General features: G+C 71.0%; 18 protein-coding genes. 9 read left to right on the forward strand and 9 right to left on the reverse strand.

Annotated features, from left to right (window positions below; genetic code table 11):
• Positions 1 to 273: 273 nt before the first annotated feature.
• The 8 genes from secA (at position 274) to tolB (ending at position 10,566) form a co-directional block, all read left to right on the forward strand.
• Positions 274 to 3,168 carry a preprotein translocase subunit SecA gene (secA, locus tag MFF56_RS28765; RefSeq protein WP_066919510.1) on the forward strand — a complete coding sequence of 965 codons (2,895 nt, stop codon included), beginning with the start codon at positions 274 to 276 and terminating at the stop codon, positions 3,166 to 3,168.
• A gap of 78 nt (positions 3,169 to 3,246) precedes the next feature.
• The gene (gene bioD, locus MFF56_RS28770) at positions 3,247 to 3,975 is read left to right on the forward strand and encodes a dethiobiotin synthase (protein WP_082772891.1); all 729 of its coding nucleotides are present in this window, start codon (positions 3,247 to 3,249) and stop codon (positions 3,973 to 3,975) included.
• A 44-nt stretch (positions 3,976 to 4,019) separates the two neighbouring features.
• On the forward strand, positions 4,020 to 5,942 hold the full coding sequence (locus tag MFF56_RS28775; RefSeq protein ID WP_066919512.1) for a potassium transporter Kup: 1,923 nt from the start codon (positions 4,020 to 4,022) through the stop codon (positions 5,940 to 5,942).
• Positions 5,943 to 6,013: 71 nt separating this feature from the next.
• Complete coding sequence (gene ybgC / locus MFF56_RS28780) at positions 6,014 to 6,439, forward strand: tol-pal system-associated acyl-CoA thioesterase (protein ID WP_066919514.1); 426 nt, start codon at positions 6,014 to 6,016, stop codon at positions 6,437 to 6,439.
• Between the two features lie 177 nt (positions 6,440 to 6,616).
• Complete coding sequence (gene tolQ, locus MFF56_RS28785) at positions 6,617 to 7,336, forward strand: protein TolQ (protein ID WP_066919516.1); 720 nt, start codon at positions 6,617 to 6,619, stop codon at positions 7,334 to 7,336.
• A 19-nt stretch (positions 7,337 to 7,355) separates the two neighbouring features.
• Positions 7,356 to 7,799: an ExbD/TolR family protein gene (locus tag MFF56_RS28790; protein WP_066919518.1), complete on the forward strand. Its 444-nt coding sequence runs from the start codon at positions 7,356 to 7,358 to the stop codon at positions 7,797 to 7,799.
• Between the two features lie 12 nt (positions 7,800 to 7,811).
• Entirely contained in the window at positions 7,812 to 9,179 is a 1,368-nt protein-coding gene (gene tolA, locus MFF56_RS28795) for a cell envelope integrity protein TolA (RefSeq protein WP_066919520.1), read from the forward strand.
• Between the two features lie 46 nt (positions 9,180 to 9,225).
• Positions 9,226 to 10,566: a Tol-Pal system beta propeller repeat protein TolB gene (gene tolB / locus MFF56_RS28800; RefSeq protein WP_066919522.1), complete on the forward strand. Its 1,341-nt coding sequence runs from the start codon at positions 9,226 to 9,228 to the stop codon at positions 10,564 to 10,566.
• A 7-nt stretch (positions 10,567 to 10,573) separates the two neighbouring features.
• On the opposite strand, the gene MFF56_RS28805 is transcribed toward tolB, so the two are convergent.
• The 6 genes from MFF56_RS28805 to MFF56_RS28830 all read right to left on the reverse strand — a co-directional run bounded on the left by MFF56_RS28805 (position 10,574) and on the right by MFF56_RS28830 (position 18,144).
• Complete coding sequence (locus tag MFF56_RS28805; protein ID WP_066919524.1) at positions 10,574 to 11,644, reverse strand: GSU2403 family nucleotidyltransferase fold protein; 1,071 nt, start codon at positions 11,642 to 11,644, stop codon at positions 10,574 to 10,576.
• A 107-nt stretch (positions 11,645 to 11,751) separates the two neighbouring features.
• Complete coding sequence (locus MFF56_RS28810; protein WP_238231908.1) at positions 11,752 to 12,984, reverse strand: MFS transporter; 1,233 nt, start codon at positions 12,982 to 12,984, stop codon at positions 11,752 to 11,754.
• A 70-nt stretch (positions 12,985 to 13,054) separates the two neighbouring features.
• Positions 13,055 to 15,535, reverse strand: a complete 2,481-nt coding sequence (locus MFF56_RS28815; RefSeq protein ID WP_066920067.1) for a sensor histidine kinase — start codon at positions 15,533 to 15,535, stop codon at positions 13,055 to 13,057.
• A gap of 321 nt (positions 15,536 to 15,856) precedes the next feature.
• Positions 15,857 to 17,257, reverse strand: coding sequence for an adenosylhomocysteinase (ahcY, locus tag MFF56_RS28820; RefSeq protein WP_066920065.1), 1,401 nt, complete (start codon positions 17,255 to 17,257; stop codon positions 15,857 to 15,859).
• 204 nt (positions 17,258 to 17,461) lie between these two features.
• Positions 17,462 to 17,845 (reverse strand): CsbD family protein, encoded by a 384-nt coding sequence (locus MFF56_RS28825; RefSeq protein ID WP_066920063.1) that lies wholly within the window; start codon positions 17,843 to 17,845, stop codon positions 17,462 to 17,464.
• Positions 17,846 to 17,931: 86 nt separating this feature from the next.
• Positions 17,932 to 18,144 carry a CsbD family protein gene (locus MFF56_RS28830; protein WP_066920062.1) on the reverse strand — a complete coding sequence of 71 codons (213 nt, stop codon included), beginning with the start codon at positions 18,142 to 18,144 and terminating at the stop codon, positions 17,932 to 17,934.
• Between the two features lie 242 nt (positions 18,145 to 18,386).
• Between MFF56_RS28830 and MFF56_RS28835 the strand changes: the two genes are divergently transcribed.
• On the forward strand, positions 18,387 to 19,400 hold the full coding sequence (locus MFF56_RS28835) for a 2-dehydropantoate 2-reductase (RefSeq protein WP_066920060.1): 1,014 nt from the start codon (positions 18,387 to 18,389) through the stop codon (positions 19,398 to 19,400).
• Positions 19,401 to 19,490: 90 nt separating this feature from the next.
• On the opposite strand, the gene MFF56_RS28840 is transcribed toward MFF56_RS28835, so the two are convergent.
• The 3 genes from MFF56_RS28840 to MFF56_RS28850 form a co-directional block, all read right to left on the reverse strand.
• Complete coding sequence (locus MFF56_RS28840) at positions 19,491 to 20,207, reverse strand: DUF4142 domain-containing protein (protein ID WP_066920059.1); 717 nt, start codon at positions 20,205 to 20,207, stop codon at positions 19,491 to 19,493.
• A 303-nt stretch (positions 20,208 to 20,510) separates the two neighbouring features.
• On the reverse strand, positions 20,511 to 21,455 hold the full coding sequence (locus MFF56_RS28845) for a metallophosphoesterase (RefSeq protein WP_066920058.1): 945 nt from the start codon (positions 21,453 to 21,455) through the stop codon (positions 20,511 to 20,513).
• A partial coding sequence (locus tag MFF56_RS28850) for a Holliday junction DNA helicase RuvB C-terminal domain-containing protein (protein WP_283207448.1) occupies positions 21,448 to 21,616 on the reverse strand: 169 nt, incomplete at its 5' end. The genes MFF56_RS28850 and MFF56_RS28845, both read right to left, overlap by 8 nt.

The following is a 21,616-nucleotide window of genomic DNA, read 5'->3' on the forward strand; positions in this document are numbered from 1 at the left end:
CACGGCTTTCGGCGACACAGGTGGCTTGGCCGCGTGCCGAACGCAAGCGTCGCCGCAGATCAGTCCCTGCCCGGAACACCCGATCGTGAGGACGGCCCTCGAACGGTACCGGCCCGGGGGCCGGAGGCGCGGCCGGCGCGAAAGCACCCGCCTGTGGGCACCGCCTCTTTCAGGTGCGCGACCCGATGTTTACCTCTATAAGCCCGGCCAACTCAGCCAAGACCGGCCCGTGGCGGTACGCCGCCGACGGGCTCGCGCGTCCGTAGGTCCACGATGCTAGGCAATCTCGCCAAGAAGATTTTCGGCTCCTCGAACGACCGCCGCGTCAAGGGCTACCGCCCGCGCGTCGCGGCGATCAACGCGCTGGAGCCCGAGCTTCAGGCGCTCTCGGACGAGGCCCTGCGCGCGCGCACCGACATGCTGAAGGCGGAACTCGCCAACGGCAAGACCCTCGACGACATCCTGGTCCCGGCCTTCGCCACGGTGCGCGAGGCCGCCAAGCGCGTGCTCGGCCAGCGCCACTTCGACGTGCAGCTCATCGGCGGCATGGTGCTGCACGAGGGCGGCATTGCCGAGATGCGCACCGGCGAGGGCAAGACCCTGGTCGCCACGCTGCCCGTCTACCTGAACGCCCTCTCGGAGAAGGGCGTCCACGTCGTCACGGTGAACGACTATCTCGCCTCCCGCGACGCCGAGTGGATGGGCCGGGTCTACCGCTTCCTCGGGCTGACCGTCGGCACCATCGTGCACGGGCTCGACGACGAGCAGCGCAAGGCGAGCTACGCCTGCGACATCACGTACGGCACGAACAACGAGTACGGGTTCGATTATCTCCGCGACAACATGAAGTACGAGATGTCCCAGCTCGCGCAGCGGGGGCACAACTTCGCCATCGTGGACGAGGTCGACTCGATCCTGATCGACGAGGCGCGCACGCCGCTGATCATCTCCGGCCCCGTGGACGACCGCTCGGAGCTCTACGTCGCGGTCGACGCGATCATGCCCCAGCTCCAGAAGTCCTACTACGACCTCGACGAGAAGCAGCGCACCGTCTCGCTGACCGAGGAGGGCAACGAGTTCATCGAGGAAGCGCTCCGCGAGGCCGGGATCCTGAAGGAGGGCGACCTCTACGACGCCCACAACGTCAGCCTCGTCCACCACGTCAACCAGGCGCTCAGGGCCAACACCCTGTTCACGCGCGACAAGGACTACATCGTCCGCAACGACGAGGTGGTGATCATCGACGAGTTCACCGGTCGCATGATGCAGGGCCGGCGCTACTCGGAGGGGCTCCACCAGGCGCTCGAGGCCAAGGAGCGGGTGACGATCCAGCCCGAGAACCAGACGCTCGCCTCGATCACCTTCCAGAACTACTTCCGCCTCTACAAGAAGCTCGCCGGCATGACCGGCACCGCCTCGACCGAGGCCGACGAGTTCGCCGAGATCTACAAGCTCGAGGTGGTCGACATCCCGACCAACAAGGAGGTCGAGCGCGTCGACGAGGACGATCAGGTCTACCGCACCGTCGAGGAGAAGTACGAGGCGATCATCGAGGAGATCGACCGGGCCCATTCCCGGCTGCAGCCCGTGCTGGTCGGCACCGGCTCGATCGAGAAGTCCGAGTACCTCGCCGACCTGCTGCGCAAGCACGGCTACACGGCGCTCGACTATTCCGACCCGAACGCGCTCACCGACGTCTACGCCGCCGCCCGCGAGGGCCGCGTCACCAAGCGCTTCGCGGTGCTGAACGCCCGCTTCCACGAGCAGGAGGCCTACATCGTGGCCGAGGCCGGCGTGCCGGGCGCGATCACCATCGCCACCAACATGGCCGGCCGCGGCACCGACATCAAACTCGGCGGCAACGTCGAGATGCGGGTCGAGAAGGAGCTCGCGGGCGTCGCCGAGGGGCCGGAGCGCGACGCGGCCGTCGAGGCGATCAAGGCCGAGATCGCCGAGAACCGCGCCAAGGTGCTGGCCACCGGCGAGCCGGCCGACCCGGCCGCGGGCCGCAAGAAGGCCCTGCCCGGCGGCCTCTACATCATCGGCACCGAGCGCCACGAGTCGCGGCGCATCGACAATCAGCTGCGCGGGCGCTCCGGCCGCCAGGGCGACCCGGGCCGCTCGAAGTTCTACCTCTCGCTGCAGGACGACCTGATGCGGATCTTCGGGTCCGACCGCATGGACGGGATGCTGCAGAAGCTCGGTCTGGAGAAGGGCGAGGCGATCATCCATCCCTGGATCAACAAGGCGATCGAGAAGGCGCAGCAGAAGGTCGAGGCGCGCAACTTCGACATGCGCAAGAACGTGCTCAAGTACGACAACGTGATGAACGACCAGCGCAAGGTCGTCTTCGAGCAGCGCCGCGACTTCATGGGCCAGGAGAGCGTGCGCGAGACCGTCGACGACATGCGCCACGGCGTGATCGACGACCTCGTGGCCGCCCACATCCCCGAGAACGCCTACGCGGAGCAGTGGGACACGGCGGGTCTCGCCCAGCGCATCGCCGAGGTGCTGAACCTCGACGTGCCGGTGGAGGACTGGGCCAAGGAAGAGGGCATCGCCGACGAGGAGATCCGCGAGCGCCTGCGCAAGCTCGCCGACGAGTCCTACGCCGAGCGCGCCGAGAAGAACGGGTCTGAGGTCACTGCCTATATCGAGAAGCAGGTGCTGCTGCAGACCCTCGACCATCTCTGGCGCGAGCATCTCGTCACCCTCGACCACCTGCGGCAGGTGATCGGCTGGCGCGGTTTCGCCCAGCGCGACCCGCTGAACGAGTACAAGTCCGAGGCCTTCGATCTGTTCAACAGCCTCGTGACGAGCCTGCGGGAGCAGGTCACCGGCCAGCTCTCGCGGGTCGAGATCATGTTCCAGGAGCCGGACCAGGCGGGGGCTCAGCCCTTCCCGGGCGAGGCGCCGAGCCTGCCGCCGATGTTCGCCCAGCACCTCGACCCGGTCACCGGCGAGAACGAGTTCGGCCGGGGCTCCGGCAGCGACGGCGGCGCGGGCCCGGCCCTCGGCTACGCGGCGCAGGGGCTTTCGGCCGACGGCGCCGTGCTGGAGCGCGACCCCGCCGACCCGGCCACCTGGGGGCGCGTCGGCCGCAACGAGCCCTGCCCCTGCGGGTCGGGCAAGAAGTACAAGCACTGCCACGGCACCTATCAGGTCTGACCCGCGTGACGTCCCTCCCCCTCTGCGGGGGAGGGAGAGCGGCACGCGCCGCGCCCCATCGTTCATCGCAATCACGCCATGCCCGCCCTGTTCATCGCCGGTGCCGGCACCGAGATCGGCAAGACCTACGTCACCGCCGCCCTCACCCGGCGGCTGATCGCGGAGGGGCGCCGGGTCCGCACCCTGAAGCCGCTGGCGAGCGGCGTCCCGCCCCTCGACCATCCGGATTTCGCCGCGAGCGACACCGCCCGGCTGCTGGACGCCCAGGGGCTCGCGCCGACACCGGAGACCGTCGCGGCCTGCTCGCCCTGGCGCTACGTCGCCCCGCTCGCGCCCGATCAGGCGGCAGCATTGGAGGGCCGCGCCCTCGCGCTGCCCGACCTCGTCGGGTGGTGCCGGGCCGAGATGGCCCGCGCCGAGGACATCCTGATCATCGAGGGCGTCGGCGGCCTGATGAGCCCGGTCACGCCGGACGCAACCGGCCTCGACTGGCTCAAGGCCCTGGGGATCCCGGCGCTCCTCGTTTCCGGCAGCTATCTCGGCGCGATCAGCCACGCGCTCACCGCCTGCGAGACCCTGCGGCTCCACGCCGTTCCGCTGCGGGCGGTCGCGGTGAGCGAGAGCCCCGGCGCGCCGACGCCGCCGGAGACCGTGGCGGCCGCGATCCGCCCGCGCGTCGCCGCCCCCGTGCTCTGCCTGGGCCGGGACGCGCCCTGCCCCGACGAACTCGCGGACGTGGCGCGCGGGCCGCAGGTTTCTTATCCTTCGCGGCGCGATGGGACCGGGGAGCCCGGTCGCGCGTTGTAGCGCCCGACAGACCCGGGTCGGGTCGCGCCTGCCCGGAGCCGAATGTGAGCCAGAGCAAGGTCCGCGCAGGGAGCGAGGCCGGCGAAGAGCGCGGCCGGCTGAGGCCCGCCCTGCTGCTCGGCGCGCTCGGGGTCGTCTACGGCGATATCGGTACGAGCCCGCTCTACGCCTTCAAGGAGGCGGTGCGCGCCGCCAACCCGGGCGCGCACAGCGCCGACCCGGTCGCGGTCACGGGCGCCGTCTCGCTCATCCTCTGGGCCCTGGTCCTGATCGTCTCGATCAAGTACGCGGTGCTGATCCTGCGGGCCGACAATAACGGCGAGGGCGGCATCGTGGCGATGCTGGCGCTCCTCGGCGCCCGCCACGCCAAACCCGGCACCTGGCAGGCTCTCCTCCTCGTGGTCGGCCTCGTCGGCGCCGCGCTCCTCTACGGCGACGGCGCGATCACGCCCGCAATCTCGGTGCTCTCCGCGGTGGAGGGGCTGAAGGTCGACGCCCCCGCCCTCGGGCGCTTCGTGGTGCCGATCACGCTCGCGATCCTCGTCGCCCTGTTCCTCGTGCAGAGCAAGGGCGTCGCCTTCATTGGTCGGATGTTCGGCCCGGTGATGCTGGTCTGGTTCTGCGTGCTCGTCCTGCTCGGCCTCGGCGGGATCTGGCATCGACCCGAGATCCTCGCCGCCGCCAACCCCCTGAAGGCGGTGGAGTTCATGGGCCATGCCGGCTGGGGCGTGAGCTTCGCGATGCTGGGCGCGGCCTTCCTGGCGGTGACCGGCGGCGAGGCGATGTACGCCGATCTCGGCCATTTCGGCGCCGGGCCGATCCGGGTCTCGTGGTTCGCCCTCGTCCTGCCCGCGCTGGTCATCAACTATCTGGGCCAGGGCGCCGGGCTGCTGCTGGAGCCCGACGCCATCGAGAACCCGTTCTACCGCCTCGCCCCGGACTGGGCGCACTACCCGCTGATCGGGCTCGCGACGCTCGCCACCGTCATCGCCTCGCAGGCGATCATCTCAGGGGTCTTCTCGCTGACCCAGCAATCGATCCAGCTCGGCTTCCTGCCCGCCATGCGCATCGTCCAGACCGCGCCCGACGAGCGCGGGCAGATCTACGTGCCCGCGGTGAACTGGCTCCTCGCCGCCGCCACGCTGACGGCGGTCGTGGTGTTCGAGACCTCGGACGCGCTCGCCGGCGCCTACGGCATCGCGGTCTCGCTGCTGATGGCGATCACCACGGTGCTGGCCGCCCTCATCGCGCACAGATGGGGCTACGCGCTGCCCGCGATCCTGGCCGTCAACGGCTTCTTCCTCGTGATCGACCTGGTCTTCCTCGGCGCCAACAGCGTGAAGCTGTTCGAGGGTGGCTGGTTTCCGCTGGTGCTCGCCGGCTTCGTCGCCCTGATGATGCTGACCTGGCGGCGGGGCAACCATCTGATCGAGGAGGCGCGCGCCGCGATGCGCCAGCCGGAGGCCGCCTTCCTGGCGAACCTGCAGCACCGGGACGTCGTCCGCCTGCCCGGCACGGGCGCCTTCCTGTCGGCGGCGACCCACGGCATCCCGCTGCACCTGTCGCGCTTCGTCGAGCGCAGCCACGCGCTGCACCGGCGCGTCGTCATCGTCACGGCGCTCTACGAGGAGACGCCGACGGTGCCCGAGACCGAGCGCGCCCGCGCCACCCTGCTGGCGCCGGACTTCTACCGGCTGATCCTGCGCTACGGCTTCATGGAGGACGCCTCGATCCCCGAGGGCCTGCGCTGCGCCGTCGAGCACCGGCATCTGCCGGCCGCGATCCTCGACGACATGACGGTCTTCATCGGCCACGAGACGGTGATCCCGAAGAGCGACGACCGGGGCATGATGCCCTGGCGCGAGAACCTGTTCGCCTTCATGCAGCGCAACGCCGAACGCACCGGCGCCTATTTCTGCGTGCCGACCCGGCAGGTTGTGGAGGTGGGCACCGAGATCGAGATCTGAGGGCGTCCCTCGCCCTCGCCATCGGCCGCCCCAGTCGTTAGAAGCCCGCGTCTCTCGAGACTTGGGCATCCATGGATCCGACCACACGCGCCGACGCGCACCGGCTGCCGGTGCGGGTCTATTACGAGGACACCGATTTCTCGGGCTTCGTCTACCACGCGAGCTACCTGCGCTTCATGGAGCGCGGCCGCACCGAATTGCTGCGGGACCTGGCCGGCGACCAGTCCGACCTGCACCGGGACGCGGACGGCCTCGTCTTCGTGGTGCGCCGCATGGAGATCGACTACCTCAAGCCCGCCCGCATGGACGATGCGCTCACGATCGTCACCGCGACGCGGGAGCTGCGCGGCGCCTCGATGCACCTCTCCCAGGCCGTGATGCGGGGCGAGGAGGCGCTGGTGCGCGCCGAGGTGGTGGTGGCCTGCGTGCGCGGCGGACGGGCGATCCGCCTGCCCGAGCGCCTGCGGCAGAGGCTGACTCCGGCAACCAATCCTTAACCCTGCCAGGGCCTTAACTGAACCTCACGCATCCGGGCGACGCGGGCGGCCCCGGCACGGCCCTAACTTCGACACGTTCGGCGGCGATTGCCGTTGAAATCGTTCGACGATTTGGCCCGAGCGCGAGCCTTGCCCGCTTCGGTACGGGCGCTCTCCGGGGCACCGAGGAACAGGTCCATGAATCCAGCCGACGCCATGGCGGTCCACGCACCGGTCGCCGATATGAGCCTGCTCGGCCTGTTCCTGCAGGCCCACTTCGTCGTGAAGATCGTGATGGTGGGCCTGCTCAGCGCCTCGGTCTGGTGCTGGGCGATCATCGTCGACAAGACCCTGCTGTTCCGCCGCACCCGCGCCGAGATGGACTCCTTCGAGGACGCATTCTGGTCCGGCCGCTCGCTGGAGGAGCTGTTCCGCTCGTTCAACGACCGTCCGGCCACCGGCCTCGCCGCGGTGTTCGTCGCCGCCATGCGCGAGTGGAAGCGCTCCTTCGAGGGCTCGGGCCGTCAGATCCAGTCGCTCAGCCAGCGCATCGACAAGACGCTCGACGTCACCATCCAGCGCGAGGTGGAGCGGCTGGAATCCCGCCTCCTGTTCCTCGCCTCGATCGGCTCGGCCGGCCCCTATATCGGCCTGTTCGGCACGGTCTGGGGCATCATGACCGCCTTCACCTCGATCGCGGCCTCCAAGAACACCTCGCTCGCGGTCGTGGCACCGGGCATCGCCGAGGCGCTGTTCGCCACCGCGATCGGCCTGTTCGCGGCGATCCCCGCGGTGCTCGCCTACAACAAGCTCCAGGCCGAGGTGGCCAAGGCCCAGTCGCGGCTGGAGGGCTTCGCCGACGAGTTCTCGGCGATCCTCTCCCGCCAGATCGACGAGCGCCTCTCGCTCGCCGCCTGACCCGGAAGGAGCCGAACCCATGGGCATGGCAGCGGGCGGCAAGGCCGGCACGAGGCGGCGGCGCGGCGGGCGCCGCGGCGGCGCCATCAACGAGATCAACATGACGCCGTTCATCGACGTCGTGCTGGTGCTGCTGATCATCTTCATGGTGGCCGCGCCGATGATGACGGTCGGCGTGCCCCTCGACCTGCCGCAATCCAAGGCGGCCCCGCTCAACTCCGACACCAAGCCCATCACCCTGTCGATCCGCCAGACCGGCCAGGTCTTCCTCGGCGAGGACGAGCTCTCCGACGACACGATCGTGCCCAAGCTCACCGAGGCCTCGAAGTCCGGCACCGAGGAGCGGGTCTTCGTGCGCGGCGACAAGCGCGTCGATTACGGCCGCGTCGCCCAGGTGATGGCGATCGTCACCGGCGGGGGCTTCCGCAAGGTCGCCCTCGTCACCGAGCCCGACCAGCGATAACGGGGCGCCAGCGTGGCACTCAAGCTCGACCGCAGGGAACCGGGGGTCTGGATCTCGGTGGGCACCCATGTCGCCGTGGTGGCCGCCGCAATCATCGGCATCTCGGCCCCGGCGCTGCCGGAGGCCCAGGAGGGCGTGCCCGTCGAGGTGATCACCGAGAACCAGTTCTCGGAGCTGACCAAGGGCGAGCGCAACGCCGAGAAGCCGCTCTCCGACGCCAAGCCCCGTGCCGACCGGCAAGCGGAAAAGTTCGAGGAGCGCGAGCCCGAGAACGCCAAGGTCGATTCGCCGACCGCGCCCACCCGCACCGCCGACATGAAGGTCGCCAACGCCGACGCGATGGCGCTGCGCATGAGCGAGCCGGACCCCGCCGAGGAGCGGGCCAAGGCGGAGGCCAAGGCCGCGGAGGCCAAGGCCGCGGCGGAGAAGGCCGCGGCGGAGAAGGCCGCCGCCGAGAAGGCCGAGGCCGCCAAGGCCGCCAAGGCCGCCAAGGCTGCGGCCGCCGAGAAGGCCGCTGCCGAGAAGGCTGCCGCCGCCAAGGCCGAGGCGAAGGCGAAGGCCGAGGCCGCCAAGGCGGAAGCGGAGAAGCGCGAGGAACTCGCCAAGCTGATCGAGCGCGAGGAGGCGGAGGCCGCCGCCGAAGCGAAGGCCAAGGCCAAGGCGGATGCCGCCGCGAAGGCGAAGGCCGAGGCTGCTGCCAAGGCCAAGGCGGATGCCGCCGCGAAGGCCGAGGCCGAGCGCAAGGAGGCCGAGCACCAGAAGCAGATGGCCGAGAAGGCGGAGGCCGAGCGCGAGAAGGCGGAGGCCGCCGCCAAGGCCAAGGCGGAGGCCGCCGCGAAGGCCGAAGCCGCCGCCAAGGCCGCCAAGGCCAAGGCGATGGCGGATGCCAAGGCCAAGGCGGATGCCGAGGCCAAGGCCCGCAAGCAGGCCGAGATCGCCGACAAGTTCAACGCGGGCGACATCAAGTCCCTGCTCGCCTCGAAGTCGCCCTCGCAATCGACCGGTGCCACGGGCCGCGACGTGCAGCGCGTCGCCTCGCTCGGCGCGGCGACCGGGACGTCGCAGAAGCTCTCGCCCTCGATGCGCGACGCGCTCGTCGGCATGCTGCAGCAGCAGATCGAGCGTTGCTACTCGGCCCCGCCCGGCGCCTCGCAGGGCGTGATCCTGCCGGTGCTCGACATCCGCCTGAACCCGGACGGGACGCTGGGCAGCGAACCCCGGGTCATGCGCTCGGGCCAGAACGCGACCGACCAGTCGATCGCTTCGGCGGCGCTCCGCGCTGTGCGGCGCTGCGCGCCCTACAAGATCCCGGCCCAGTACGCGCCGTTCTACAACGACTGGAAAGCCATCAACGCGGAGTTCGAGTTCACGGCGACTTGACGCCCCGGCTCCCCCTGCACCGATCCAGCGACCGGACCTGACCAGCATGCATCTCGCTCACCCGCGACGCCGCACGGCGCCGCTCGCCACGCTCCTGGCCTTCCTCGCCCCTCTTCTGGCCCTCGCGCTGCTCGGGCTGCCGGCCCAGGCGCAGCTCCAGCTGCGCATCGGCGGGGGCGCCTTCCAGCCGCTGCCGATCGCGATCGCCGACTTCGCGGGCGACCCGAGCCTCGGCGGCCTCGTCTCCGGGGTGGTCGCGAACAACCTGCGGCGCTCCGGCTACTTCACGCCGCTCGACAAGGGGCGCTTTCCCGAGAACCCCGCCTTCGACGCGGCGCCGGCCTTCGACAAGTGGCGCGCCACCGGCGTGCAGGGCCTCGTGACGGGCCGCGTCTCGCGCGACGGCGGGGGGCGGCTGAAGGTCGAGTTCCGACTCTGGGACGTGACGTCGGGCCAGCAGATGACCGGCCAGCAATACGCTACCGATCCGGCCAACGCCCGCCGCACCGGCCACCTCATTTCCGACGCCGTGTATACGAAGATCACCGGCATCGGTCCGTGGTTCGACAGCCGCATCGCGTTCGTCGACGAGTCGGGCCCGAAGGAGAACCGCCGCAAGCGCCTGATGGTGATGGACCAGGACGGCGCCAACGTCCGCGCCATCACCACCGGCGAGAACGCCATCGTGGCGCCGCGCTACTCGCCCGCGACCCAGGACATCGCCTTCATGGCGCAGGCCACCGGCCACCAGCCGCGCGTGCAGGTGATCAACCTCGAGACCGGGACGCGGCAGGCGGTCGGCAACGTCGATTCGATGAGCGCGAGCCCGCGCTTCTCGCCGGACGGGCGCCGCCTCGTGATGAGCGTGCAGCAGGGCGGCAACGCCGACATCGTGACGATGGACCTCGCCTCGAAGGCGCAGCGCTCGATCACCAACGGCATGGCGATCGACACCTCGCCGACCTATTCGCCGGACGGCTCGCAGATCGTGTTCGAGTCCGACCGCGGCGGCTCGCAGCAGATCTACGTGATGGGTGCCGACGGCTCGAACCCGCGCCGCATCTCCTTCGGCGAGGGCTCGGCCTCGCAGCCGGCGTGGTCGCCGCGCGGCGACCTCATCGCCTTCACGCGCCAGCGCAAGGGCGGCTTCGCCATCTGCGTGATGAAGCCGGACGGTTCGGGCGAGCGGGTGCTCACGGAAGGCTTCCACAACGAGGGCCCGACCTTCGCGCCGAACGGCCAGTACGTGCTGTTCTTCCGCGATCCGGGCGGCCAGGGCGGCGGCAAGCTCTACATGGTCGACATCACCGGCAAGGTGGAGCAGCCCGTGCCGACCCCCTCCTACGCCTCCGATCCGACTTGGTCGCCGCTGCTCGCGGGGCGGTGAGGGGCGCTCACCAGTCCGGTTCCAGGCGGTCGTGCGCGCGCTCGGGCGCGTCGTCCGGGAGCAGCGACGGCGCCTCCCGGCGCAGGGCGGCGGGCAGCGCCCGCAAGGCCGGATCGTCGAAGCCGAGATGCGGCAGGTAGCGGGCGACGAGGGCCGCGACCAGTTCCGCCTGTGCCCGGTCGCGGCGTCGCTTGCCGGGATCGCGGTCGTCCCGCGACGACAGCCAAGCCTTGTGTAGGGCGAAGGCGCGGGGATCGGGCACCACCATCTCCGCCGGGTAGCCGCGCAGGTCTAGGACCGTCGCCGTCACCTTCGGGCTGTTCACGAGCCACGCGAGACCGGTGATCTCCGCCGCGACCAGATCGTCCGCCTCGGCGCCGATCCGCCGCGGCTCGCTCGGGCGGATCGGATCCTTCCCGGCCGGCGTGATCAGATCGACGATGTAGCCGTCCCGGTTCGCGGCGCGGAAGCCGCCCTTGCGCAGGATCTCGAACGAGTGATCGACCTTTTTGAGAAGGCCGACCACACCGTTCGCGGTCACCTCCGGTGCGACGAGTTTCAGGCTCGTCCGCGCGTCGTAGAGCAGGTCGATGTCGGCGGTCTCGAGCCGGGACTCGGCGATCTGAACGCCCGCCATCCGCTCGTAGACGAAGAGGGCGTTGGTGCCGACCGTCGCGACAATGGGCCGGGATAGGCCGGACTCGGCCAGCGCCCGCAGGATGCGCGCGGCGATGACCGGCATCCTGCCGAGTTGCTCGGCGCGGCTGACGGCCGCCATCCGGTCGAGCCGCCGCGCGAGGTCGGCGCTGCGCGCGCGGGCACGAGCTCGCCCCTCCGTGAAACGCGCGTGCAGCGCCTCCGTCTCCGCGCTTCGCGGACCGAGCGATTTCCAGGTGCCGGCCCGCGCGCGGTAGAGGTAGGATCCGCCGCTCACCGTCTTCCAGGCCATCGAACCGGCGAACCGGTCGCCGAGCTCGGCGCGCGCCTCTCGATACGCCTCGAACACCTGCTCGGTGTTGATGAGCTGGCGCACCTGATCGCCATCGAGTTCCCGGTAGCCCGGCGCTTCCGGATCCATGACGCCCCACCGTCATCAAAGTGAATCAAGGTGCTGATGTAACAGGGTTTATCCATAATCGGTACCGGTTTGGTCGCGAAATGGATAATGGGGTGGAGGCGGACCTCTCACCCCTCTTTCAGCAGCCGGTCTCGGTCGCGCAGGGCCGGGAACAGCCGGCCCCACGCCACCGCGATCAGCACCGTGATCGCGCCGCCCGCCACCACGGCCGGCACGGCGCCCAATGCCGCGGCCAGCAGGCCGGACTCGAACTCGCCGAGCTCGTTCGAGGCGCCGATGAAGACCGTGTTCACCGCCGCGACCCGGCCCCGCATGGCGTCCGGGGTCTCGCCCTGGACGAAGCTCTGGCGGACGTAGACGCTGATCATGTCGGCCGCGCCCGTCACGAACAGGCAGAGCATCGAGAGCGTGAGCGAGGTCGAGAGGCCGAACACCACGATGGCGAGGCCGAACACGGCGACCGCCCGGAGCATCCGGGCGCCCGCGTGGCGGCGCAGCGGACGGTAGGCGAGCCAGATCGCCATGGTGACGGCGCCCGCCGCCGGCATGCTGCGCAGGGCCCCGAGGCCGAGGGGCCCGACATGCAGCACCTCGGCGGCGAAGATCGGCAGGAGCGCGGTGGCGCCGCCGAACAGCACGGCGAAGAGGTCGAGGCTGATCGCGCCGAGCACCACGGGCTGCGAGCGGATATAGGCGAGCCCGGCCGAGAGCGTGGCCCAGCTGACCCGCGGCCGCTCACCCGAAGCCGCGGGCCGGAAGCGGATGGCAGCGACCAGAAGGGCGGCGAGCGCGAAGCTGGCCCCCGCCCCGCCGAACACCACCGCCGGCCCCGCCGCGTAGAGCAGGCCCCCCGCCGCCGGGCCCAGCACGGAGGAGGTCTGCCAGAGCGAGGCGTTCCAGGCGATGGCGCCGCCGAACAGCTCGCGGGAGACCAGCGTCGGCAGGAGCGCCTGCAGCGCCGGGTTGGCGAAGGCGCGGCCGGTGCCGACGAGGATCACCAGCCCGTAGACCGGCCACACGGCCTGCGCCCCGGAGAGCGCGTAGGCGAGCAGCCCGAAGCTGGTGGCCGCCTGCACGCCGAAGCTGACCGCCGCCACGAGCCGCCGGTCGTAGGTGTCGGCGACGTGGCCGGTGATGAGCGCGGCGAGCATCGCCGGCAGGAAGCCCGCCAGCCCGACGAGGCCGAGCGCCAGGGCGGATTTGGTGAGGTCGTAGACGAACCAGCCGATCGCCACCGCCTGCATCTGGTAGGCGAGGCCGGTGAGGAAGCGGGCCGCACCGAACAGGCGGAAATCGCCGTTGCGGAAGACGGCCCAGCCGGTGGTCGCGCGTGTGGACATGGCAGGCGTGCTGGGATCCCGGGCCCGACGCGTCAAGCGATCCGCGCCGCACGCCTGCGTGATCGGCCGGCTACTCGGCCGCCTCCACCTGCGCCTCGGGATCGACCAGCGGGAAGCTGCAGGTGACGCATGTGCCGGCGCCCGGGCTCGATTCGAGCGTGACCCGGCCGCCGTGCAACTCCACGAAGGAGCGCACGATCGAGAGGCCGAGGCCGACGCCGCGGTGGCGGGTGCCGAGCGTCCGGCTCTCGAAGCGGTCGAAGACGAGCGCCGCGACCTCGGCCGGCATGCCGACGCCGTGGTCGCGCACGCTGAGCGTCAGGTCGGTCGCGGTGCGGCGCGCGCGCACCTCGATGCGCTCGCCCGGATGCGAGAAGCCGACGGCGTTCGAGAGCAGGTTGAACAGGATCTGCCGCACGCGCTTGCCGTCGGCGTAGATGCTGCCGATGCCGGCCGGCACGTCGAGCTGCACGCTGAGCCGTGATTCCGCGAGCCGGTCCTCGATGCCGCGCATCGCCGCCTCGACGGTGGCGGGCACGTCGACCATCTCGCGCTGCAGCTCTAGCGAGCCGGCATCGATCGAGGCGAGGTCGAGGATGTCGTTGATGATGACGAGGAGCGCGCCCGAGGAGCGCATGATGTGCTCGGAATACTCGCGCTGGCGCACGTTGAGCGCTCCGACCGTTTCGTCGCCGAGCAGCTGCGTGAAGCCGATGATGTTGGTGAGCGGCGAGCGCAGCTCGTAGGAGACGTGGTGGACGAAGCTGTCGCGCAGCTGCGCGGCCTTCTCCAGGGCGTCGTTCTTCTCGGTCAGCGCCCGCTCGACGTTCACGCTCGCGGTCACGTCGATGAGGGTGATGAGCGTGGCGCCGTCCGGCAGCGGCTGGGCGGTGCAGTCGAGCACGGTGCCGTCCACCACCTCCAGCCGGCAGGCGAGGCCCTCGCGGCTCTCCAGGCCGACGACGCGGTCGCGGATGTCGAGCCAGGGCTCCTCGGCGGGCGCGAGGCGCCGGCAGGCCTCGATCACCGCCTCGACGCGCGGGCGCTCGGCGACGAGTTCCGGGTCGAGGCGCCAGAAGGCCGAGAAGGCGCGGTTGGCGAGCGTGAGGCGCCCGTCGCCGCCGAACACGGCCACGGGCTCGCGCAGGGTGTCGAGCGTCTCGGCCTGCACCCGCATCAGGGCGTTGTAGCGGGATTCGAGGTTCACCCGGTCCGAGACGTCGTCGAACAGGTAGGTCAGCCCCCCTTGCGGGTTCGGGTCGGCGACGACCCGAAGGGTCCGGCCATCCTGCAGGTACCACCAGGTCTCGTTGGCCTCCACCGCCCGGTAGGCCGCCAGAACCCCCTGCTTCCAGGCGCGAAAATCGGCGTGCTCCTCCAGCTTCCGCTCGGCGCGCAGGTGGTCGAGGATCTCGCCGTCCGAGGGGCGCCCCTCCAGGAAGGCGGCGTCGAGGTCCCAGAGCTGGCGGTAGGCGGCGTTGTGGAAGATCAGGCGCTGGCGGTCGTCGAACATCGCCACCGCGGTCGGCAGCTGGTCGAGGGTGCGCACGTTGGCGTTCATCTGCCGCTGCAGGTCGGCGCGTACGCTCTCCAGCTCCGAGACGTCGACCGCGATGCCGACCCGGCCGCTGTCGGCGCGGCTCTCGAACACGTCGAGCACCCGGCGGCTGCCCGCGACCACGGCGGAGAGGCGGGCCACCGTCGGGCCCGCGCCGCGCCGCGCGGCGTCCTCGCGCGCCACGGTCTCGCGGGCCGGCCGGTCGAGGAGCTCCAGCCCCTGGTCGAGGGCCGCCTCGCGGGAGGGCGCCTCGACGGCCGCCGCGTAGGCCGTGTTGACCCAGGCGAGCCCGCCCTCGCGGTTGCGCCGCCAGACCGGCTGCGGGATCGCGTCGAGGAGCGCGGCCAGCGCGGCCACGCCCCGGCGGGCCTCGTCCAGGGTCTCGCGCAGCTCCGCGATCTCACGGCGCTCCTCGCTGGTCTCGCGCAGGCGCAGCAGAGCCCGGCCGGCCACCGCCTGCCCCTGCGCCTCGATGCTGCGCCCGTCCTGGCTGCGGAGCGCGAGGTGGAAGCCGGTGCCGCGCACCAGCAGCGCCTCGACCGCCGCCTCGATCGCGCCCGCGTCGGCGGGCAGAAGCCAGGAGCCGAAGGCGAGCACGCGCCGCGCCGCGCCCGCGGCCGATCGGCCGTCGAAGGCGAGGCCGACATCGCCCTCGATCACCGGCTCGCTGCGGGCGTTCCAGGTCACGATGATCTGGCGCTCGGCGTTGAGCAGCATCTCGGCCCGGTCGTGGGCGCCCCGCAGCGCGTCCAGCGCCGCGGCCTGCTCGCGGTCGCGCCGGGTCCAGCGGGCGCGCTCGCGCAGGTGCAGCAGCGAGAGGATCGTGGCGAAGGCGAGCAGGCCGCCCAGCACCGAGAGGCTCGCCACGCCGTGCATGTGGAGCGCCGCGGCCGGATCCGCGGGCGCCGCCCAGGCGGCCCCGAGGCAGAACAGGGCGCCGACGACGAGTGCGCCGACGCGGGCCGCGAGCCGCGCCGTCCGTTCGAGACCCATGACCCGCCTCATCCCTCGACCACCGATGAGGCCGGCGCGCGCGATCGCGCGGCGCACGCGGCACCGTTCCGGCCGGCCGATCCTCGCGGACCGGCGGCGCGTCACCTCATCTGAAGATTCGATTCACCTTAGCGCGGGGGCGAATCGCGCCGGAAGGGGTTTGCGCGCAGGGCCGGGAGCCGGGGCGCACGCCGCGCGCGCGCGACACACAGAAGACACAGTTCGCTACCCCGGTGCAGGGTTGACAAAACGTAAAGAGCCCGGCGCGACGGCCGGGCTCGATAGAGCTCAAGAAAATTTTGAGCGGCGGGCCGAGGGCCCTCAGTAGCGGTAATGCTCGGGCTTGAACGGGCCGCTCTCGCCCACCCCGATATACGCCGCCTGGTCGGGGCGCAGCTTCGAGAGCTTGGCACCGACCTTCTCGAGGTGCAGGGCCGCGACCTTCTCGTCGAGCGCCTTGGGCAAGGTGTAGACCTGGCGCTCGTACTTGCCGGGGTTGGTCCAGAGCTCGATCTGGGCGAGCGTCTGGTTGGTGAACGAGGCCGACATCACGAAGCTCGGGTGGCCGGTCGCGTTGCCGAGGTTCACCAGGCGGCCCTCCGACAGGAGGATGATGCGGTGGCCGTCGGCGAACTCGATCTCGTCGACCTGCGGCTTGATGTTGGTCCACTTGAGGTTCTTCAGGCCGGCGACTTGGATCTCGTTGTCGAAGTGGCCGATGTTGCAGACGATCGCCCGGTCCTTCATCGCCCGCATGTGGTCGAGGGTGATGATGTCCTTGTTGCCGGTGGCCGTCACGAAGATGTCGGCGCGCGGGGCGGCGTCCTCCATGGTGACGACCTCGTAGCCCTCCATCGCGGCCTGGAGCGCGCAGATCGGGTCGATCTCCGAGACCATGACGCGGCAGCCGGCGTTGCGGAGCGAGGCGGCCGAGCCCTTGCCGACGTCGCCGAAGCCCGCGACCATCGCGACCTTGCCGGCCATCATCACGTCGGTGCCGCGGCGGATGCCGTCGACCAGCGACTCCTTGCAGCCGTAGAGGTTGTCGAACTTCGACTTCGTGACCGAGTCGTTCACGTTGATCGCCGGGAAGAGCAGCTTGCCCTCCTTGGCGAGGATGTAGAGGCGGTGCACGCCCGTGGTGGTCTCCTCGGAGACGCCCTTGATCGACTCACTGAGCCCGGCGAACCAGCCCTTCGGCTTCTCCTTGAGCTTCTTCTTGAGGAGCGCGAAGAAGACCTCCTCCTCCTCGGAGCCCGGCTTGTCGAGGAAGGCGGTGTCGCCGTTCTCGGCGCGCAGGCCCAGATGCACGAACATCGTGGCGTCGCCGCCGTCGTCGAGGATCATGTTCGGCATGCCGCCATCATGCCAGTCGAACAGGCGGGCGGTGTAGTCCCAGTACTCCTCCAGGGTCTCGCCCTTCACGGCGAAGACCGGGATGCCGGCGGCGGCGATCGCGGCGGCGGCGTGGTCCTGGGTCGAGTAGATGTTGCAGGACACCCAGCGGATGTCGGCGCCGAGGTGCTTCAACGTCTCGATCAGCACCGCGGTCTGGATCGTCATGTGGAGCGAGCCGGCGATCTTGGCGCCCTTCAGCGGCTGGCTCGGGCCGTACTCGGAACGGACCGCCATCAGGCCGGGCATCTCGCTCTCGGCGATCGAGATCTCCTTGCGGCCGTAATCGGCCAGACCGATGTCCCTGACGATGTAATCCTTGGCCATGGGGTCTGAAGCTCCGTCTCTGAGGCTCTGGGTCGGGTGCGGGCGGCCGGCGCGCGGGGGCCTTCTCCCCACACACCGGCCGCGACCGCGTCGGCGAGGCCTGTAGCAGGTCGAGACGGAGGAGGCAATCAAGACATAAAGATGTCTTTATGCCTGTTCTGAGCGGCCCCGGCATCTCCGGGGCCGGTGCGGTGCATCCGGCCGTCAGTCCCGGCCGCGGACGAGCCAGCCCAGGCCGAAGGCCACCGCGGCGACGATGGCGACCGTCGTTGCGCGGTTCTCGTTCGCCCGGTGCGCCAGGGCCCGGCCGTGCCGCTCGGCCCGGTCGCGGTAGTGCCGGCCGCGGGATTCCGCCTCGTCGTAGAGCGCCTGCCCACGCTCGCGCGCCTCGTGGGCGAGGTGGCGGCCGTCGCGGGCGAGATCCTCGGCCGCGTCGCGGGCGCGGCCGTAGGCGTACTGCGCCGCGCCCGCGGCCTGATCGATCGCGCCCTCGATCTGACGACCCGGCCGACCGCCGACGGCGCCGACGGCGGTCTTGGCGCGGCCGCGCAGGTTGCGGACGCCACCCTCGATGTGATCGCGGTTCATCTCTCTTCCTCTCTCTCGATTCCTCAGGCCGAAAACGAAGAAGGCCGGCTGAGCCGGCCTTCCTTAATGGATCGGCGGTGGGAGGCTCAGCGGCCCTTGACGGCGTCCGCGGCCTTCTGCGCGGCGTTGCCCACGCCGTCCTTGACGTCGCCGACGGCGCGCTGCGTCTCACCCTTGAGCTCCTGCGCCTTGCCCTCGGCCTGCAGCTTCTCGTTGCCGGTGGCCTTGCCGATGCCCTGCTTGACGTTGCCGGCGGCCTCGTTGGCCAGGCCCTTGAGCTTGTCGGTGGTGCTGCTCATCGCGTCGTCTCCCGTTCGCGGTCCCGGTCGCTGCGGCGCGGGTGGCCGCGGCGGGCCGCTTCGGTGGCGTGAACGGTGAAGCCGAACCCAGGTTCCGACGCGCACGTGCTCCCCCGCACACCGATGCGTGAGCGGTGAAGTTTTTTTGAGAGTCGGCCGAATTCTTTGCGGAAGACTGAAAGTCCGTGTTCGGGCAGTTTTGTAGGCATGCCGTATGCCAGCGGCGGTCAGGAATCGGACGGATGAGCATCGCGATCGTCGGCGCAGGCGCCATCGGCGGACATCTCGGCGTCAAGCTCGCCGCCTCGGGCGAGCGGGTCACCTTCATCGCCCGTGGCGCCAACCTCGAGGCGATCCGGGCCGGGGGCATGCGGCTGATCGAGGAGGACGGCACGGAGGTCCACGCCCCCGACGTGCGCGCCACCCAGTCGATGCAGGAGGCGGGGGTGCACGATACCGTGCTGCTCACCGTCAAGGCGCATCAGGTCGGGCCGATCGCGGCCGACCTCCGGCACCTGATCGGGCCGGACACGGCGGTCGTCACCCTGCAGAACGGGATCCCGTGGTGGTACTTCCTGCACGGCTACGACGGTCCGCATGCGGGCCGGCAGGTCGAGAACTCGGATCCGGGCGGCCGCATCGCCCGCCACCTCGACGCGTCCCGGGTGATCGGCTCGGTGGTCTACCCGGCCGCGATCCTCGAGAAGCCGGGCGTGGTGCGGGTGGTCGAGGGCAACCGCTACACGCTGGGCGAGCCGGACGGCTCGGTGAGCCCGCGGGCGCGGGCGCTCTCCCAGATGCTCGGCAACGCGGGCTTCAAGGCACCGGTGATCGAGGACATCCGTTCCGAGATCTGGCTCAAGCTCTGGGGCAACCTCAGCTTCAACCCGATCTCGGCGCTGACCCACGCGACGCTCGTCGATATCTGCCAATTCCCCGAGACCCGGGCGCTGGCGCGCGCCATGATGGCGGAGGCGCAGGCCATCGCGACCGCGCTCGGCGCGACGTTCCGGGTCGACATCGACCGGCGCATCGCGGGCGCCGAGAAGGTCGGCGCGCACAAGACCTCGATGCTGCAGGACGTTGAGGCGGGCCGCGCGATCGAGTTGGAGGCGCTCGTCGGCTCGGTGATCGAGCTCGGCCGGATCACCGGCACGGCGACCCCGCATATCGATGCGGTCTACGCGCTGATGCGGCTTCTCGCGCGGAGCCTGGAACGCCAGGGGGGCCGTCTGGCCATCCAGCCGGCCGGATAGCGGCCTCGGGCGGCCGGGGGCGGTCCGGCACGACGAGGGCCGCCCCCTTCCGGGGACGGCCCTGCGCGCTCAGGCGGAGATCGGCGGCGATCAGCCGTCGATGCGACCGGCGAGGCTTGCCGAATGGGCGTGCTCGTCGGCGATGAAGGGCAGCGCCTCGTTGGCGAAGGTGCGGCCCGCGTTGCTGTCGCCGTTGCGGGCGTAGGTCTGGTAGAGCGCGAGCGTGCGGGCATCCGAGCGGGCCTGCTCGCGGACGTAGGTGCGGTCGAAGTCGCGGCTGTTGCGGGCGGCCTGCAGGCGGGCGATGCGCTCCTGGCCGTTCGGGCCGAGCGCGACCCGGCGGCCCGGCTCGGCCGGGCTGTTGTCCACGATGCCGACGCCGCCGAGCACGCCGCCGACGATGTTCGTGCCGAGGTTGGCGGCGATCGTCACGGGCGCCAGGACCACGCCGAGCGGGTTGTCGAGACGGGTCGGGATGCCCTGGCGGTCGGAGACGACGCGGCCGGTAGCCGTCAGCGAGGTGCCCTCGGGCAGCAGGGCCTTGGTAGTGGCCTCGCGCTCGACCAGGACGCGGTTGGCGTAGTTGCGCACGCGCGGGTTGCGGGAGCGCTCCAGGGCGATGCGGCTCGCCTCGATGCTGGCGGCGTCCGAGCGCAGGGCCTCGGCGCGGAAGGCGGGGGTGCTGGTCCCGGCTGCGCCGACCGGGGCGTCGGCGCCGATGCGCAGCGGCAGGGCGTCCTGCGCGAGGGCGGGCGTGGCGAGGGCGGCGACGGACAGGCCGAGCGCGGCCAGGACGGTGGTCTTCATGGTGGTTCTTCCTCGAAGGTCGCTCTGAGATCGTTCGTTTTGCCGGCGCTCCCGATGAGCACGGTCGCGCCATCAACTTGTGCGCCGCAGTCCTGTTCCGCATGGGAGCGGTCCTTTCAGTCCCGGCATGGGCCAGCGGCGGCGCATCCGAAGGGGCGCACGTCCCTGCGGGGAAAACCGTTCTGCGGCCGTGCGTTAGACTGAGACGAAAGGCATTTGGGCTGCGTACCGGAAGAGATTCCGATGCCAGCGTCGCCCGGTCCGGGCCCTGCACAAGATATCAAATATGCGTGCGATGCATATCTATCGCGCTGCGGGATCGCCGGCTTCCATCTCGACCACCACGATTTCGGGCGGAATACCGAACCGCACCGGCAGTCCGCTCATCCCGAGCCCGCCCGAGACCACGAGATCCGTCTGCTCCCGGACATGGCCGTAGGCGTAGCGGGACCCGTAGCGCGAGGGCACGATGATCGGGTGGCCGAAGGGGCTGACCTGCCCGCCATGGGTGTGGCCCGACAGGGTGAGCGCGACCCGTGGCGGTACGCGCGGGAAGATGTCGGGCTCGTGCGCCAGCAGGATCGCGGGCGCGCCCGGGGGGATCTGCGCCAGCGTGCCGGCGAGGTCGTCCACGCCGGGGCGGAGGGTGGCGTCGCGCCGTCGCGCCGGCAGCAGGGCGAGCTGGTCGCCGAGCCCGGCGAGCCAGACCGTGGCGCCGCCGAGATCGAGGGGGGCGACGGCGTTCTCCAGGAGGCGGATGCCCGCCGCCTCCAGCGCCCGGCCCGCGACGGTCGGGCCCTGCCCGCGCCGCTGCGCGGCGCGGTCCTCCCACCAATCGTGGTTGCCGAGCACCGCGAAGGTGCCGAGCGGGGCCCGCAAGGCCCCGAGCACCGGCGCCCAGGCCGCCGCGTCGATGGTAGCGGTGACGAGCTTCATGCCGGCGACGTAGTCGCCGGTGAGCACGATCACGTCGCCGCCGAGCCCGTTGGCGACCGCCACGATCTCGGCGATCTGCCCGAGCGGCATCCACGGCTCGCAGGCGTGGATGTCAGAGAGCGCGACGATCCTGAGCCGGCGCCCGGCCGGCCAGGGGGCAGATGTGCGGATCCGGTAACGAGTGACGACGATCCGGCGCGGCTCGACCCCGACCGCGTAGGCGGCCGTCCCGGTTCCGGCGAGCGCGGCCGCGCCAAGGCCCAGCAGCACCGTGCGGCGCGTGACCGTGACGGCGCGGCGCCCCTCAGGCATCGGCGCCGTCGTCGGGGAACAGGCCGGGCTGCCGGCTCGGGTCGGTGCGGGGCACGGCGAGGCCCATATGGCGGAAGGCCTGCGGGGTGAGGACGCGGCCGCGGGGGGTGCGCTGCACGAAGCCCTGCTGGATCAGGTAGGGCTCGATGATGTCCTCGATG

Source organism: Methylobacterium hispanicum, assembly GCF_022179285.1.
Classification (GTDB): domain Bacteria; phylum Pseudomonadota; class Alphaproteobacteria; order Rhizobiales; family Beijerinckiaceae; genus Methylobacterium; species Methylobacterium hispanicum.

Excerpts from the sequence above, each read along its gene's own strand:
- secA (WP_066919510.1), top strand. The coding sequence starts at position 274 with ATGCTAGGCAATCTCGCCAAGAAGATTTTCGGCTCCTCGAACGACCGC.
- bioD (WP_082772891.1), top strand. The coding sequence starts at position 3,247 with ATGCCCGCCCTGTTCATCGCCGGTGCCGGCACCGAGATCGGCAAGACC.
- ybgC (WP_066919514.1), top strand. The coding sequence starts at position 6,014 with ATGGATCCGACCACACGCGCCGACGCGCACCGGCTGCCGGTGCGGGTC.
- tolQ (WP_066919516.1), top strand. The coding sequence starts at position 6,617 with ATGAATCCAGCCGACGCCATGGCGGTCCACGCACCGGTCGCCGATATG.
- MFF56_RS28790 (WP_066919518.1), top strand. The coding sequence starts at position 7,356 with ATGGGCATGGCAGCGGGCGGCAAGGCCGGCACGAGGCGGCGGCGCGGC.
- tolB (WP_066919522.1), top strand. The coding sequence starts at position 9,226 with ATGCATCTCGCTCACCCGCGACGCCGCACGGCGCCGCTCGCCACGCTC.
- MFF56_RS28805 (WP_066919524.1), bottom strand. The coding sequence starts at position 11,644 with ATGGATCCGGAAGCGCCGGGCTACCGGGAACTCGATGGCGATCAGGTG.
- MFF56_RS28810 (WP_238231908.1), bottom strand. The coding sequence starts at position 12,984 with ATGTCCACACGCGCGACCACCGGCTGGGCCGTCTTCCGCAACGGCGAT.
- MFF56_RS28815 (WP_066920067.1), bottom strand. The coding sequence starts at position 15,535 with ATGGGTCTCGAACGGACGGCGCGGCTCGCGGCCCGCGTCGGCGCACTC.
- ahcY (WP_066920065.1), bottom strand. The coding sequence starts at position 17,257 with ATGGCCAAGGATTACATCGTCAGGGACATCGGTCTGGCCGATTACGGC.
- MFF56_RS28825 (WP_066920063.1), bottom strand. The coding sequence starts at position 17,845 with ATGAACCGCGATCACATCGAGGGTGGCGTCCGCAACCTGCGCGGCCGC.
- MFF56_RS28830 (WP_066920062.1), bottom strand. The coding sequence starts at position 18,144 with ATGAGCAGCACCACCGACAAGCTCAAGGGCCTGGCCAACGAGGCCGCC.
- MFF56_RS28835 (WP_066920060.1), top strand. The coding sequence starts at position 18,387 with ATGAGCATCGCGATCGTCGGCGCAGGCGCCATCGGCGGACATCTCGGC.
- MFF56_RS28840 (WP_066920059.1), bottom strand. The coding sequence starts at position 20,207 with ATGAAGACCACCGTCCTGGCCGCGCTCGGCCTGTCCGTCGCCGCCCTC.
- MFF56_RS28845 (WP_066920058.1), bottom strand. The coding sequence starts at position 21,455 with ATGCCTGAGGGGCGCCGCGCCGTCACGGTCACGCGCCGCACGGTGCTG.